We start from the raw sequence: 14,157 nt of genomic DNA, 5'->3' as shown, positions 1-14,157 counted from the left end.
TCACCACGGCCAGTCAAATACGGAATTATCGAACGAGCCTTCACAATATTTCCATATATCTGTTCCACTTTTTTCGGCAAATTCGTAGTCGACAATTTCCAGAGTTGAAAAGAACGGTTCTTTAGCAAAGACGCAGATCACGCCGATTTCACCCTTAAAGTCTATTTTGCGTGCAAAGATATATTGCGGTTCGCCGTCTGTATGCTGACCAGATCGGGACCATCCCGCTATAGAATATAACCCGAAGGTGAAGTCCTCCCGTTCACAGCCTTCTTTCTGCATGATCATTTCAGCAAGCACCTTGTCCTGCTTTTTGGTGGCAATCAGCGATAACTGATCAATGGAAAACAAATCGTCCACGCCGTACCAGCACGCTGAATTGTAGGCAATTCCCACAATGGAGCCGAACACAAGGAGGAGCGAGCATATCAGCGCTGCAACGCTTACGATGATGATGGTTTTTCGATTTCTCTTTTTAATCTTGACAAACGGATTCGATGGACTCTTTTTTCCAGTCTTTTCGGCTGGCGTGATGATCTCCCGGCACAGGCTTTCACAGATATCCCGGCATGCAGCACACCCCTGCAGATGTTCCTCAACCAGACGGATACTTTCATCGGATAAAACGCCGTCGGCATACAAAGGCAGCAGATCCCTGATCACTTGACAATTCAATTCCATAGAAACACCCTCTCTCATATTCTGTTTATATGACGAACGAGATGCCGTTTTGTTACAAAAACTATGAGAATGTTATTTTAGTATGTGAATTAACATTATGAAGCAGCTGCCATCATGCCAAGATGTTTTGGTATATACAGAGAATCTGCTTTGCAGCAGCTGGACAACGGGTACAATGTCAAGCGGCACTTGGCTGGTACAGCAGGAGAGCCGCGTCACAGTGGTACAACAGCTATGTCAGAAGTTTCCTGGAAAACAATATAAAGATCACTGTGCCGCAGCAGTATAGTATCCATCAGGATGCGTGGCATGGCGGGTTCTATAAAGCCGATGTGTTGCAGCCATCCACGCCGGAAATCCTGACAATTAAAAATAGACGGCGCTTCGTTTTGTTGACAAGCTGAAAAGAGCTGTCCCCTCCAGAGGAGACAGCTCTTCTTTTCTATTTAAAATACATATACAACTGACACTTGATCATGCCGTTATAGAGCTTGCGGCGTTTATCGGCCTGCCTGCCGAACAGCCGTTCGAATTCCTCATGCGGCGAGATGATGTAATAATTGACGCCCTGTGTGCGTTCAAAGACCCTTCCCATCTCCCGGTAAAGCCGTTCGGCCTCCTTGATTTCCAGCATGCGTTCACCGTACGGCGGATTGCAGATAACCGTAGCGGGGCCTTCCGGCGCGGTAAAGTCCTTGATATCCTGTTGCTGGAACCGGATGCGGGGCAGAACGCCGGCCTTCTTGGCGTTGTCCCGGCTGAGCTCCAGGCATTCCTCGCTGATGTCAAAGCCGTATGCCTTGAACGGCGCGTCCCGTTTAATCTGTGCAATGGCGTTCTTTCGCTCCTCGGCAAAGAGGCCGTCGCTGAAAAGGCCCCACTGCTCGCAGGCGAACCGGCGGTTGAAGCCGGGTGCGATGTGCAGCGCCTTGGCGGCGGCTTCAATCAGAAAGGTGCCGGAACCGCAGAACGGATCGTACAGGACCGTATACGGCTTTACCTTCGCAATATCGATGATGCCCGCGGCCAGCGTTTCCTTGATCGGCGCTTCGTTCGCGTTTTTGCGGTAGCCGCGCTTGTGCAGCCCGGCGCCGGTCGTGTCAAGCATAATGGTCGCCTTGTCCTTTAAAATCGAGAACTGAATCTGGTGCACCGGCCCGGTTTCCTCAAACCAGTTCAGATGGTAATGGTCCTGCAGCCTTGATACAATCGCCTTTTTAATGATGGCCTGACAGTCCGGCACGCTGTGCAGCTGTGATTTCAGCGCGTAGCCCTTGACCGGGAATGCATCGGATTTGCCAATGAAGTCCTCAAACGGAATCGAGGATACCAGCTGGAACAAATCCTCAAAGCTGTAGACCTTGCCTTCCTTCAGGATGATCTGCACCCGTTCGGCTGTGCGCAGGTGGATATTTGCCCATGCGATGTCCCGAAGGCCTCCGGTAAAGCTGACACGGCCGTCCGAAACCAGCAGAATCGGTTTTCCGGCCCGCTTGATTTCTCCGGCCAGCACGCTTTCGAGGCCAAAATGGCAGGGGCAGCTGAGTACTAATTCGTCCATAATCTATCTCCAAACTTTATAACATCTTCTTCTGTTTCAGTGCCGTTTAACATTGTATAGCATCCCGGTATAAAAAACAAGGTACAGGATTTGAACATACCTTGACAAGCTCAAACTTCCTGTACAATTTTTAGGATGGGCGGCATATTGCAGGACACGTCTGAATATAGATTGCAGTAGAAACATAACAGGAAAAAGGAGTGCGTATCCTTATGAATTTAAATGCGACCAAAGAGGCTGTTACCATAAATGAAGTGATTTTTGACAATCAAGTGGAACAACCTGTCGAAAGCGACCTGATCCTTCCGGATTACTGCCCCGACATCGCACGGATACTCAAATGTCAGGTTCTCCCGCAGATCACCGGCACGCAGGTGTCGGAGAATGCGGTCATCGTGGACGGATTCTATATGATCCGCGTCTACTACCAATCTGAAACGGGACAGATCCGATGCACCGAGCAGAAGGCCAATTTCAGCAAAACCGTGGAACTGCAGGAAAGACCGGAAGACCCGATCATCGACACACAGATCAAGTGCGACTACATGAACTGCCGTGTGATGAGCCAGCGGCGCATCGAGATCAAGGGCGCGCTGTCCATCTCCCTGAAGGTCACAAACCAGAAGAAGGAGGAGCTTCTCTGCGGCATGGAGGGCGGCGGCGTCCAGCTGAAGAAGAAGACCTACACGGTCACCTCCGTGGTCGGCCAGCTCAGCCGCCAGTTTACGCTGCATGAGGATCTCGAAATCGGCTACGGCAAGCCCGCGGCAGCCGCGGTCATCTCCTACAGCGCCAAAGCGATCGTGTCGGACTTCAAGGTGATTTCCGGCAAGATCATCGCAAAGGGCGAAGTCGTGGTCCGCACGCTGTACCTGCCCGAGGGCGAAGAGGACCGCCTTGAAATGATGGAACACACCATGCCGATCAGCCAGCTGCTGGATATGAACGGCATCGATGAGGACTGTATGTGCGACGTGAAGTTCAGCGTCGTTTCCACCGAGCTGCAGCTTCGTCAGGACGGCGACGGGGAGCTGCGCGTTCTGGGCGCGCAGGTTACGGTCTGCGCGAACGCAAGGGCGCACCGCAACCATGAGCTCACCGCGATTGCCGATATGTATTCCACCAGCTACTTAAGCCGTCAATCGTATAAGACGATCAACTGCCTGCGCCTTGCGGAGATCGTGCGGGAGCACAGCCTTTACAAGAATACGCTGGACCTGCCGCAGGAGGGGGTCGAATCGATCCTGGATCTCTGGTGCAGCGGAACGGTGGCGTTTGTGCGGCCGCAGGATGACGGCATCACCGTCGGTATCCAGCTCGAGGTCTGCATGTTCTGCATCAATAAGGAGCAGACGGCATCCTATTTCGAAAAGACCGTGGAGTTTGAAACCCAGCTGGAATGCAAGTGTCCGGGCAAGAACATCCTGTTCACGCCGGACATCAACATCCTGTCCACGACCTACAGCATGATTTCCAATGAAAAGATCGACATCCGCTGCGATATGAAGATCGAGGGAAGCCTGTACGTGATGGTCAGCGACAAGGTGATCGGCGACTGCGAGGTCGACGAGGAGCAGGTTAAACAGCGGGATAAGAACATAGCGCTCACAATCTACTATGCCGACAAGGATGAAAGCGTCTGGGATATCGCCAAGCAGTACAACACCAGCATGGACGCCGTCATGGAGGAGAATGCGCTGGACGACGAGCGGCTCAAGAGCAAGATGATGCTGCTGATTCCGATGGTTTCATAAAACAGAGGAATCCGATACCCGAAACATACAGAGACGAATACGAACATTTGGGCAGCCGTGCAAGCTGTGCGAAGTGTAGACGATGAAGGCCGCAGGAGCGGTCCCGGCGTTCCTGTCCAAATGATAAGAGGTTTGGCGGAGCATCGGTCGTACCATAATCGTATTCACGATATACGTTCTACGATTGAAGTATTTGTGGGGACGGCAGTCCCGTCCCGGGGCGGTCCGGCGTACAGGAACGCCTTCGGCACAGCCAGTGAAAATATGGAACATAAGGGGGCACAAAAGGCATGGAAAGCCGAAACATCTACAAAGATATTGCACAGCGCACGCAAGGGGACATCTATATAGGCGTGGTTGGCCCGGTCAGAACTGGTAAATCGACCTTTATCAAACGCTTTATGGAAAACCTTGTCCTGCCGAATATAGAGAGTGATTTTCAGCGCGAACGCGCAATCGACGAGCTGCCGCAGTCCGCGGCCGGCAAAACCATCATGACGACCGAACCGAAATTCATTCCGGAGGAAGCCATTTCCATCAAGCTGGAGGACAACACGAACTTCCAGGTGCGGATGATCGACTGCGTCGGATACATCGTGCCCAGCTCGCTCGGCTACATCGAAAACGACGAGCCGCGCATGGTCATGACGCCCTGGTTTGACAAGGAAATCCCGTTCAATATGGCGGCTGAGATCGGCACGCAGAAGGTCATCACCGAGCACAGCACAATCGGCCTTGTCGTGACCAGCGACGGCAGCATCTCCGACATCCCGAGAAGCGAGTATGAGGAGGCCGAGGAGCGGGTTATCAGCGAGCTCAAGGAGATCGACAAACCGTTTGTGGTGCTGCTGAACTGCATGTATCCGGATTCCCAGCAGGCCCGCGAGACGCGCCAGCGGCTTGAGGACAAATACGGCGTCCCGGTCCTGGCGGTCAACTGCCTGGATATGGGCGAGGAAGAGATCCGCGAAATCATGAAGTCGGTGCTCTATGTCTTCCCGATCAAAGAGATTTCGGTCGAGATTCCGAAATGGATCGTGGCGCTGGAGAAGAACCATTGGCTCAAGCAGAGCATCTTCACGACAATACAGGAGAGCGTCAGCAAGGTGCGACACATCGGCGAGGTCAAGAAGCATCTCGAAAAGCTCAGCTCGTGCGAGCACATCAAGTCCTTCCAGGTCGTCAACATCGACCTTGGCAAGGGGCAGGCGTACATCAGCATTTCGGTGCAGGATGAACTGTTCTATCAGATCTTAGGCGAGATGACCGGACTGGAGATCGACGGAGAGTCCGGCCTGATGCCGTGCATGATCGAGCTTGCGCAGATCAAGCGGGAGTATGAAAAGGTGCGCGGCGCGCTCGAGGAGGTTGAGGCGACCGGCTACGGCATCGTGATGCCGACGCTGGATCAGCTTTCCCTGGATGAACCGGAAATTGTGCGTCAGGGCGGAAAATACGGTGTGCGGCTCAAAGCGTCCGCGCCGTCCATCCACATGATGCGTGCCGACATCACGACCGAGGTGGCGCCGATTGTCGGCAGCGAAAAGCAGTCCGAGGAGCTGGTGGAATACCTGCTCAAGGAATTCGAGGAGAAGCCGACCAAGATCTGGGATTCCAACATCTTTGGAAAATCCCTGCACGACCTGGTCAACGAGGGCCTGCACAACAAGCTCTACCGTATGCCGGGTGACGCAAGGATCAAGATGCAGGAGACCATCGAGCGCATCATCAACGAGGGATGCGCGGGACTGATCTGTATTATATTATAAAATAAACAGGAGCAGGGGATTGGAGTAAAATCCAATCCCCTGCTCCTGCTCTAATCGAACATATGGATGCAGTGAACGCAGCTTCCTGTAGACATGGTTCTGGTTCATTGAAGAATGACAAGAGTCTGTTACTTCAATCGCTCAGCTTTCCTTTTCCGATTCTCTCCATACGTATGAACGCAGAGAATGTAACTCTCTGTAAACAGAGTTCCTATTCATTGAAGAATGCCAAGATCTGTTCCTTCATCCGCTCAGCTTCCCGATATCCCTCTTCGTAGAGGGCTTTGAGCTTCGCCCTGTCCCGCTCGAACCGTCCGATTTTGAGCGGCTGCTCGGGGGCGATGACCAGCGCGCGGCCCTCTTGTTCGAGTTCGCGGACAAATTGGATCGTATCGTTGTAAACGGTGTGGCGGCGGTCCAGGCAGGCTGTCATTTCGGGCAGCTTCCGGAAGACGCGGCGATAGACCGCACGGAAGCCCTGCGGCTCTTTGATATAGTCCCGGTTGCGCGTCAGCACGATGACCACCTTGTCACAGCCGTCCTGAAGCGCTCTGCGGACCGGGATGGGATCGGACGCACCGCCGTCCAGCAGCTTTCTGCCCTCGTGCTCCACAATCGGGGAGAAGACCGGGATGGACGACGACGCCCGTACCACCTGTGTGGAGCCTCGGGTAAAGGCTTCCTCCTTCTCGTAATAACGCGGCATGCCGGTTTCACAGTCGGTTACACCGATGACAAGGCGGGATTTGCAGGTCTGCAGCGCGTCATAATCAAATGGGTCCAGCTGGTTGGGGATTTCATCAAAGATCATATCCATGCCGAAAAAGGAGCGGGTTTTCAGCAGGCTTCGAAAGCCCATATACCGCTTGTCATCGACATAGTCGGTGTTGATCCGCAGATTCCGGCCATGCTGTCCGGAAAGATAGGACAGCGCGTTGCAGGCACCGGCGGATACGCCGATGACATAGGGGAATACAAGCTGATTGTCCAGCAGGAATTCCAGCACGCCGACGGTGTAAAGCCCGCGCATGCCGCCGCCTTCCAATACAAGACCGTTCATGGGTGGTTCTCCTTCCGTTATGATAATTTTATGGCTGTCATCCCTGATGTTTGCAGGTGAAGACGGCCTTTTTACGATCCGGCGGCCTGATCGAATCACGATATCAGACCCCGCTGAACTGCGCATGGCTTCCCATCGGGCCGGACTGTACGTTCAGCCTGGCCGGGATGGCCTCCTTGAGCGCGGCCACATGGGAGATGATGCCGATCAGCCGTCCATGCGTGGTGAGCGCGTACAACGTGTCGATTGCGGTCTGCAGGGAGGTCGCGTCCAGTGTGCCGAACCCTTCGTCGATGAACATGGTGCCGATCTCGACCGAACCGGAATAGGCCTGTACGATGTCAGAAAGCCCCAGAGCCAGGGAGAGCGAGGCCTTGAACGCTTCGCCGCCCGACAGCGTTGAGATGTCCCGTTCCTTTCCCGTAAAGCTGTCCACAATGTCGAGATCCAGTCCCGACGCACCGAATTTGGCGCGCTCCTTTTTATGCACGAAGGTAAACCGTCCGTCGGTCATATGGTAAAGCCGCAGGTTTGCAGCCTTAATGATGTCGGTGAAGTATCCGGCCAGCACAAACCGCTCGAACGAAAGCTTCTGCCCGTTGCTGCCGCTCGCAAGCCGGTAAAGCTCGGAGACGTCGAGATACTGCCCATAGATCTGCTCATACTGCCGCTGGTATCCAGCGATCTGGCTGAACTGCGTGGCGTTCAGGGAGATCCGCGCGGAGAGGATATCGCGCGTTTCCTCCAGCGCGGACAGCCGTTCGGTCACCTCCTGTGTGCGCTGCTGCAGAAGCGCGAGATCGGCGCGGGCACGCCCGGAAAGCTCCTGTTCGAGCAGGTCGCGTTCCTTCTGCATCAGGGCCTGCCGCCGGGCGTCTTCCTCTAGCTTCTGTTCCATCGCGCGGATTTCTTCGGCGGGCAGGACGCTTTTTCGGTATGCCGCCGTATCCGCGAAGCCGCAGGCGTCCAATTGCTGAGAAAAGTTCTCCTGCTTGCCGGCAAGATTTTCCCGATGCTGTTCCAGCGACTGCTTGAGATTGACAATATCCTGGGAAAGCCGGTCAAACGACGACTGGCTGGCAAGATACGCGGCGTTTGCCTGTTCCTTTGCCTTCACAAGCGCTTCAGCCTGTTCCTGCAGCCGGTCCATTTCAGCCAGAATGGCCTGCCGGTCGGATTGACCGGCGGGAACCTGACCGGCCAATTCGCTGCAGGAAGCTTCCAGCGCCTGCATATTCGTCTGGGTTTGGATCTGTTTCTGCCGAAGCTGCTGGAGCGTCTGCTCGAGATGGGCTGTGTCGAGCAGCTGCGGATCGTTGGGATCGCAGCGGCCTTCTGAAAGCGCGCCGATGTCGGTTTCCAGGGCTTTGACCTGCCGCATCAGCGCATCCAGCTTCTGATGCCGGCTCTCCGTGAGGTTATCAAGCTCAGCCGCCGCGGTCTCGCTGAAATCGATGTCCTGCGGCAGGATTTCCAGCCCCGCAAGCTCCTGATGCGCACGCAGAAGCCGGTCGTTGACAGCCTTCAGCGCGTCGAAATGCCCTTCCCGCGTCCGCTTTGCGTTGTTCAGCGCCTGCTCGTCCGGTATGCTGTCGCTGTCCGGACGCGGCGACGGATGCTCGAGCGCGCCGCAGACGGGGCAGGGATGCCCGGGCTGAAGCTGTCTTGCCAGCACCGACGCCTGTGAATCCAGATAGATGTCGAACTGCCGGCGGTAGATCGCGTCCCATTCGGCAAACTGCCGTTCCGCGCTCTGATATTCCGCCATCGTCGAGCGGTACCTCCGCAGCTTATCGAGAACCGCGGTCTGTTCACCTTGTTTCTGCACCGCTTCAGCATGCGCGGCGAGCTTTTCGAAAATCTGGAGATTCTTTGTAATCCCGGCAAGCCGCTGCGCGTGCTGTTCGATCTGAGCGCGCAGGCTGCCGAGCTGTTCCAATGTCTCAGAAAGGCGCTTCAGTTCAAGTTTCCGCAGGGTCAGCGCCTCGCGCTTTTGGTCGGAGTCCTTCTGCTGCTCCAGCTGCTGCCTGCATTGGAGCAGGGCGTCTTGGGTGCCGATCAGCTGCGACTGTTTCTGTGTAAGCTGCGTTTCAGCTTGCGCTATCTGCCCACGCAGCTCCCCGATGGCTTGGTCGAGAAAGGCAAGCTCCTGCGCCTTTTTGGCGGCTCCCAGCCGTTTTTCCCGAGCCTTTCGCGCATCTTCCTGCTGTGCGAGTTGGAGAAGCGCGTCGTCCAGTTCCTCGAGCCGGTCAAACTTCGCGTTCAGCCTGCGGGCGTTTTCCGGATGAAACTGTGTTTTGAATCCCTGCAGCGTCCGAATCTGGACCGACAGCAGCTCCCGTTCCATCCGGTCGGAATCGAGCAGCGCATCGGTCAGCTGTGCGATGGTGCGGAAGTTGGGCGCATCCTGGGAGAGCTGTTCGCGCAGCGCTTCGTTTCCGCCGGGATCGATGCTGTGCACACAGGAGATCAGATAGTGGTTGATCTCGCTGATCTGGTCGTCTAGCTTCCGTTTTTCCTCGCCCAGCCGGTCCTTGATGCGGTCGTACAGCTGCGTGCCGAAGATTTTGCGGAAGATCACCTGCTTTTCGTCGCTTTTGGCTTCAAGCAGCCGCTTGAATTCCCCCTGCGGAAGCATGACGATCTGCCGGAACTGCTCCTTTGTGAAGCCGAGTATCTCGACGATCTTGTCGCCGGCCTGGTTGATGTTGGTCAGGATCTCCCCATCCGGCAGCGTCAGCTTGACCTGATGCTTTTTGGTGACTTCTCTGCCGCGGCTTCCGATATAGCTCTGTGTCGGCAGACGGGAGATTTCATAGGTTTTTTCCTTTACCAGGAAGCGCAGCGTGACGAAGCACGGGTCCTCCGGTTTGGCGTAATCGCTGCGCAGATTTTCGGGTTGGCGGCCTTCCACGCTTGGCTGGCCGTAGAGCGCGAACATGATCGCGTCAAAGACGGTGGTCTTGCCGGCGCCGGTGTCTCCGGTGATCAGGAAAAGCGGCTGTCCCTCAAGCTTTTTAAAATCCAATACCTGCTTTCCGGCGTAAGGGCCGAAGGCCTGCATGGTCAGTTCCAGCGGCTTCATCGCGTCTCCTCCTCTCCGGCTTCCCGGATGATCCTTTGCAGCAGCTTCTTACGTTCTGGGGGGATGCTTTCCCCCTTGACCTGTTCATAGAACTGGCAGAACAGGCTTTCGGGGCTGCGGTCCTGCTGTTTGCCGGTGAGCGCGAGCTCTCCCAGAAACTCCTGCTCGCGGTTTTCAACCTTCAGCCCGAGGATGTTTTGAAAGACGCCGCGCAGCCGGTTCATGGCGTCCGGGACAAGCCCGTCGTCGGTCAAATTGACATGGATGTAGTCGTCCGACACCTCGTTGGCAGCCAGCAGCTGTTCCAGCTTCCCGCTGACCACCCGCAGGTCCCGCAGCGGCTTGATGGGGACGGTCCGGCACTGGACCTCTCCCTTTTCGCCAAGCTCCACAATGCTGACGGATTTGTGCTGTCTGGCTTCGGAAACCGAGTATTTCAAAATCGATCCCGCGTACCGGATGGTGCCGCATCCGAGATTCTGCGGAGTGTGCAGATGCCCGAGCGCCACATAGTCGAAGTGTTCGCAGGATTTCGCGTTGATCAAATCCACGCCGCCGAGCTGATGCTCCGAATCGCAGACCATCGGCTCCACTTGCTGCATGTTCGAGAAAAAACCGTGCGCGACCAGCACATTGCGCTGTGTGAGGTCCAGCCGGGAACGGTTGTGCTGCATCAGCGCCGCGAACGCTTCGTCCATAGAAGCGCCGGACGGAAGATCGAAATCCTTTTTGAGCTGCTCCGGCGGCACGAACGGGAGCAGATAGAAATGCACCGGCCCGGAAGCGTCTGTCAGCGTGACACAGGCGATGTCCTTTTGGTAGACGCTTTCCAGATAAAGCCCGCTTTGCCGGTAGAGCCGGCTGCCGAAATGCAGCCGCCAGGCGGAATCGTGGTTGCCGGCGATGGCCAGCACCGGTATGCCGATTTCACTGGTAAAACGCAGAAAAATGTCGTCGAGCAGCCGGATGGCCTCCACCGGCGGGATGGACCGGTCATAGAGGTCGCCGGCGATCACCACGGCGTCGATCTGCTCTTCCTGGACCAGCTCGCAGAGCCGGTCCAGGAAATACCGCTGATCCTCCAGCAGCGAATATCCATTCAGGTAACGCCCGATGTGCCAGTCGGAGGTATGTAAAAGCTTCATATGATTCACAGCCTTTGTTTTTGAGATACAATCATTATAACGCATTGATCCCCATTTCACAAGCGCTGCCGCCATCGGTTTTTATACGTTCGGTTGAGGAAAAAAGGGAGGAGCTTGTCGGTTTTCCAGACAATCGCTTCGTTGAAGATGTTGAAAAAACGGTTGAAACAGCGGAAAACTAAGGGTTGTACCGTTGAAAATACTGTGGAAAGAGTTGATTACTTTGCGTATAAGTTGAAAATGACCGGTTTCCAGAAAGAAAAGCTTTGGATGAAAGAAGAAAATCAGATTTTGGGTTCCATGCATATTGTTTCATGTTTGTTTGGTCTGTTTTTTTACATCGGTTGCCATACAAACTTGAAACCATCGGTTGAACTCACCAGTCGAATGAGCGGTAAGAACGGATGGTATACACCGGTGTTAAAAGGGCATGATCCGGTGCGCCTTTTTAAGAGGTATGGAACAAAAGATCAGTCGTGTTACACGCCATGCTGCTGCGAAAGCGATACAGGATGATTTCTTTTCAGTTGCAGCGAACTATTTTTATCGTTATGCATTTAACGCCATATTTGAAGCAACAGCTCGACGGGAATATCTTTATCGGCATAGCCGTTTCCTCTCATCGTTGAGACGAGCCTGAAAGACGTCGTCTGTAGGTTCCTGGAAGGTGAGAGTGTTTGGTTGGCGCCTGAATGATGCTGGTGTTCATCCTGCATCAGCAAGTAAAGCAAAACACGCCGCCGGAATAAAACCGGCGGCGTGTTTTTAAGATGCTTTATGTATTTATTTTTTGAGTTCTTCCAAACAATGACGGCAGATGTTACGGCCCTTGAACTGCTGAACATCGCCAACCTCGTTGCAGAAGATACACGCAGGTTCATACTTTTTCAGGATGACCTGATTGCCGTCTACATAAATTTCCAATGCGTCGCGCTCGTTGATCTCCAGCGTACGGCGCAGCTCGATGGGCAGAACGATACGTCCGAGCTCATCGACCTTTCTTACAATGCCTGTCGATTTCATAAAAAAACCCCTCCACTGATAATATATTTCCTGCCAAAACTGGTGCTCCAAACCAGCTGGCAAAATAAAGAAAAACGAAAATTATCTAGCCATAACTAACAATTTTTCTCTACTCTTATACTATAACGTATAAAACGGGATTTGTCAAATACTAACAGGGTAAAATGACGAAAAAAATCAAAAAAATTTTGTTTGATTCGAAAAAATTCCCTTCTTGGCACTCATAATCCGCGGGAAAAGAGAATATGTATGAATATTGAAAGAAAAATTCGTTGTATTGCCGTACGAATAAGCAGGATTTGAAAGGGGAAATGGACTGTGATGACCTGGATCTTTGCCGGGATGATTATCATCTCGGTGGTGTTTGCGCTGTTTACCGGACGGATTGAGCAGGTGTCCCAGGCGGCCATCGGAGAAGCGTCCAGCGCGGTGGAGCTCTGCCTCGCGCTGATGGGTACCATCTGCTTCTGGAACGGGCTGATGAAGGTGGCGGACAAGGCGGGCCTGACCGAGAAGATCAGCCGGCTGTTTTCACCGGTCACCAAACGCCTGTTCAAGGACCTGAAGTCCGGCGGCGCCGCGATGAAGATGGTCTGCATGAACATGTCGGCGAACCTGCTGGGGCTTGGAAACGCGGCGACGCCGCTGGGCATCGCGGCGATGCGGGAGATGGAGAACGAGTGCGGCGCCAGTGAAAGCGCCAGCAACGCCATGATCATGTTCGTTGTGCTGAACACCGCCTCCCTACAGCTGATTCCGACCACCGTCGCCGCGCTGCGGCTCAAAAACGGATCGGCCAACCCGTTTGACATCCTGCCTGCGGTCTGGGTGTCCTCCATCGCGTCGGTGGCCAGCGGCGTGATCGCCGTCAAGCTGTTTGAATGGCTCACCAGAAGGCGAAAACAGAAAGAAATCCGGCATTCCCTAAACCGGTACTGTGATGAGGTCCGCAAGGCGGTCTGAACCCTTTTCATACCCCGAGATTCTGGCATACCGGCTCAGGCATCGGAATATATGCCGCTTTGCTGCCAAAGGGCCATTGCTGCAGAGAAATCCTGTCTGCGGTCATGAAACCGCTGATCGGCGGCAGGCATCCTCCGGATGGGGCGGCAGGATAGACGTACACAACAGGGAGGGATAGCGTTGAAACTGACCGACATGATCATTCCAATCATCATCGCGGGCATTTTAGGCTATGCGCTGGTCCAGCGGGTGGATATCTTCAGCGTCTTCACGAAGGGGGCCAAGGAGGGCATTTCCGTCAGCATCAAGATTCTGCCGGCGCTGATTGCCCTGATCACGGCCATCGGCATGTTCAAGACGTCCGGCGCGCTGGATGTTCTGACAAACGCCATCCGCCCGTTCGCCGAAAAAATCCATATGCCGTCCGAGGTGGTGCCGCTGGCAATCCTGCGCCCGATCTCCGGCAGCGGCGCGTTTGCGGTCTTTGAGGATATTTTGTCCACCCACGGCGCGGACAGCCTGATCGGACGGATTGCAAGCGTTTTGGAGGGGTCGAGCGAGACGACCTTCTATACCATCGCGCTGTACTTCGGCTGCACAAGGGTCAAAAAAACCCGTTACACGCTGCCATGTTCTTTAACAGCGGATTTTGTCGGTTTTTTGATGAGTGTGATCACCGTCCGCATGTTCTTTGGCATGATGTTCTGATACACACATCTCTGGCTTCATATCCCAACAGGGAGATCGGAAAAATTTCATTCTCTGATTTCATATTCCAACAAGAAGAGATTGATAAAGTCTCATACTCGGGCTTACATACCCCAATCATGGGGACTGATAAAGTCTCATACTCTGATTTCATATCTTAGCAAGGGGGATAAAATCTCATTTTATGGCTTTCACGCCCCGATAAGAGGGATTGATAAATCTATTCTCTGGCTTCGTGTCCCAATAAGAGGAATTTTGATAAAATCCCATGCGGCAATGCGTGCGGATAAACAATAACCGGCATAAATTAAAAGATTTTTTCCTGTTTGGACGGGTTTTTCCCCGGTTTTGGAACGAAAACAGGTTTTTTTACATAGAATGGGATGTTGGACTGTCAAAAGAAAATAA

Annotated in this window: 10 protein-coding genes; 4 read left to right on the top strand and 6 right to left on the bottom strand. The window is 54.0% G+C overall.

Features of this window, described 5'->3' with window-relative positions:
- Together BN348_RS13255 and BN348_RS08995 are read right to left on the bottom strand one after the other, a co-directional pair.
- Complete coding sequence (locus BN348_RS13255; protein ID WP_082020895.1) at window positions 1–699, bottom strand: zf-HC2 domain-containing protein; 699 nt, start codon at window positions 697–699, stop codon at window positions 1–3.
- Window positions 700–1,123: 424 nt separating this feature from the next.
- Window positions 1,124–2,242 carry a THUMP domain-containing class I SAM-dependent RNA methyltransferase gene (locus BN348_RS08995; RefSeq protein ID WP_040197561.1) on the bottom strand — a complete coding sequence of 373 codons (1,119 nt, stop codon included), beginning with the start codon at window positions 2,240–2,242 and terminating at the stop codon, window positions 1,124–1,126.
- Window positions 2,243–2,454: 212 nt separating this feature from the next.
- Here BN348_RS08995 and BN348_RS08990 point away from each other — a divergent pair, with 212 nt between their 5' ends.
- Both BN348_RS08990 and spoIVA read left to right on the top strand, forming a co-directional pair.
- Complete coding sequence (locus BN348_RS08990) at window positions 2,455–3,996, top strand: DUF3794 and LysM peptidoglycan-binding domain-containing protein (protein WP_040197560.1); 1,542 nt, start codon at window positions 2,455–2,457, stop codon at window positions 3,994–3,996.
- Window positions 3,997–4,286: 290 nt separating this feature from the next.
- Window positions 4,287–5,765: a stage IV sporulation protein A gene (spoIVA, locus tag BN348_RS08985; RefSeq protein ID WP_040197559.1), complete on the top strand. Its 1,479-nt coding sequence runs from the start codon at window positions 4,287–4,289 to the stop codon at window positions 5,763–5,765.
- 211 nt (window positions 5,766–5,976) lie between these two features.
- Here the strand turns inward: spoIVA and BN348_RS08980 are convergent, their stop codons facing one another.
- From BN348_RS08980 to BN348_RS08960, 4 genes are all read right to left on the bottom strand, one after another.
- Window positions 5,977–6,825 carry a patatin-like phospholipase family protein gene (locus BN348_RS08980; protein ID WP_040197558.1) on the bottom strand — a complete coding sequence of 283 codons (849 nt, stop codon included), beginning with the start codon at window positions 6,823–6,825 and terminating at the stop codon, window positions 5,977–5,979.
- Window positions 6,826–6,928: 103 nt separating this feature from the next.
- Window positions 6,929–9,910, bottom strand: a complete 2,982-nt coding sequence (locus BN348_RS08975; protein ID WP_040197557.1) for an AAA family ATPase — start codon at window positions 9,908–9,910, stop codon at window positions 6,929–6,931.
- A complete protein-coding gene (locus tag BN348_RS08970; RefSeq protein WP_040197556.1) occupies window positions 9,907–11,055 on the bottom strand; it encodes an exonuclease SbcCD subunit D in 1,149 nt (382 codons plus the stop codon). The genes BN348_RS08975 and BN348_RS08970 overlap by 4 nt, the downstream gene beginning before the upstream one ends.
- Window positions 11,056–11,838: 783 nt before the next feature.
- Window positions 11,839–12,078 (bottom strand): AbrB/MazE/SpoVT family DNA-binding domain-containing protein, encoded by a 240-nt coding sequence (locus BN348_RS08960; RefSeq protein ID WP_040197554.1) that lies wholly within the window; start codon window positions 12,076–12,078, stop codon window positions 11,839–11,841.
- A 321-nt stretch (window positions 12,079–12,399) separates the two neighbouring features.
- Between BN348_RS08960 and BN348_RS08955 the strand changes: the two genes are divergently transcribed.
- Window positions 12,400–13,041 (top strand): nucleoside recognition domain-containing protein, encoded by a 642-nt coding sequence (locus BN348_RS08955; RefSeq protein WP_052446848.1) that lies wholly within the window; start codon window positions 12,400–12,402, stop codon window positions 13,039–13,041.
- Window positions 13,042–13,221: 180 nt separating this feature from the next.
- Window positions 13,222–13,749: a spore maturation protein gene (locus BN348_RS08950; RefSeq protein WP_242844333.1), complete on the top strand. Its 528-nt coding sequence runs from the start codon at window positions 13,222–13,224 to the stop codon at window positions 13,747–13,749.
- Window positions 13,750–14,157: the final 408 nt, after the last annotated feature.

Source organism: Candidatus Soleaferrea massiliensis AP7, assembly GCF_000820765.1.
GTDB lineage: Bacteria > Bacillota > Clostridia > Oscillospirales > Ruminococcaceae > Soleaferrea > Soleaferrea massiliensis.
This window is presented reverse-complemented; position numbering and strand designations above follow the sequence as displayed.

Coding starts and splice junctions, on each gene's coding strand:
- BN348_RS13255 (WP_082020895.1), bottom strand. CDS start 699: ATGAGAGAGGGTGTTTCTATGGAATTGAATTGTCAAGTGATCAGGGAT.
- BN348_RS08995 (WP_040197561.1), bottom strand. CDS start 2,242: ATGGACGAATTAGTACTCAGCTGCCCCTGCCATTTTGGCCTCGAAAGC.
- BN348_RS08990 (WP_040197560.1), top strand. CDS start 2,455: ATGAATTTAAATGCGACCAAAGAGGCTGTTACCATAAATGAAGTGATT.
- spoIVA (WP_040197559.1), top strand. CDS start 4,287: ATGGAAAGCCGAAACATCTACAAAGATATTGCACAGCGCACGCAAGGG.
- BN348_RS08980 (WP_040197558.1), bottom strand. CDS start 6,825: ATGAACGGTCTTGTATTGGAAGGCGGCGGCATGCGCGGGCTTTACACC.
- BN348_RS08975 (WP_040197557.1), bottom strand. CDS start 9,910: ATGAAGCCGCTGGAACTGACCATGCAGGCCTTCGGCCCTTACGCCGGA.
- BN348_RS08970 (WP_040197556.1), bottom strand. CDS start 11,055: ATGAAGCTTTTACATACCTCCGACTGGCACATCGGGCGTTACCTGAAT.
- BN348_RS08960 (WP_040197554.1), bottom strand. CDS start 12,078: ATGAAATCGACAGGCATTGTAAGAAAGGTCGATGAGCTCGGACGTATC.
- BN348_RS08955 (WP_052446848.1), top strand. CDS start 12,400: ATGACCTGGATCTTTGCCGGGATGATTATCATCTCGGTGGTGTTTGCG.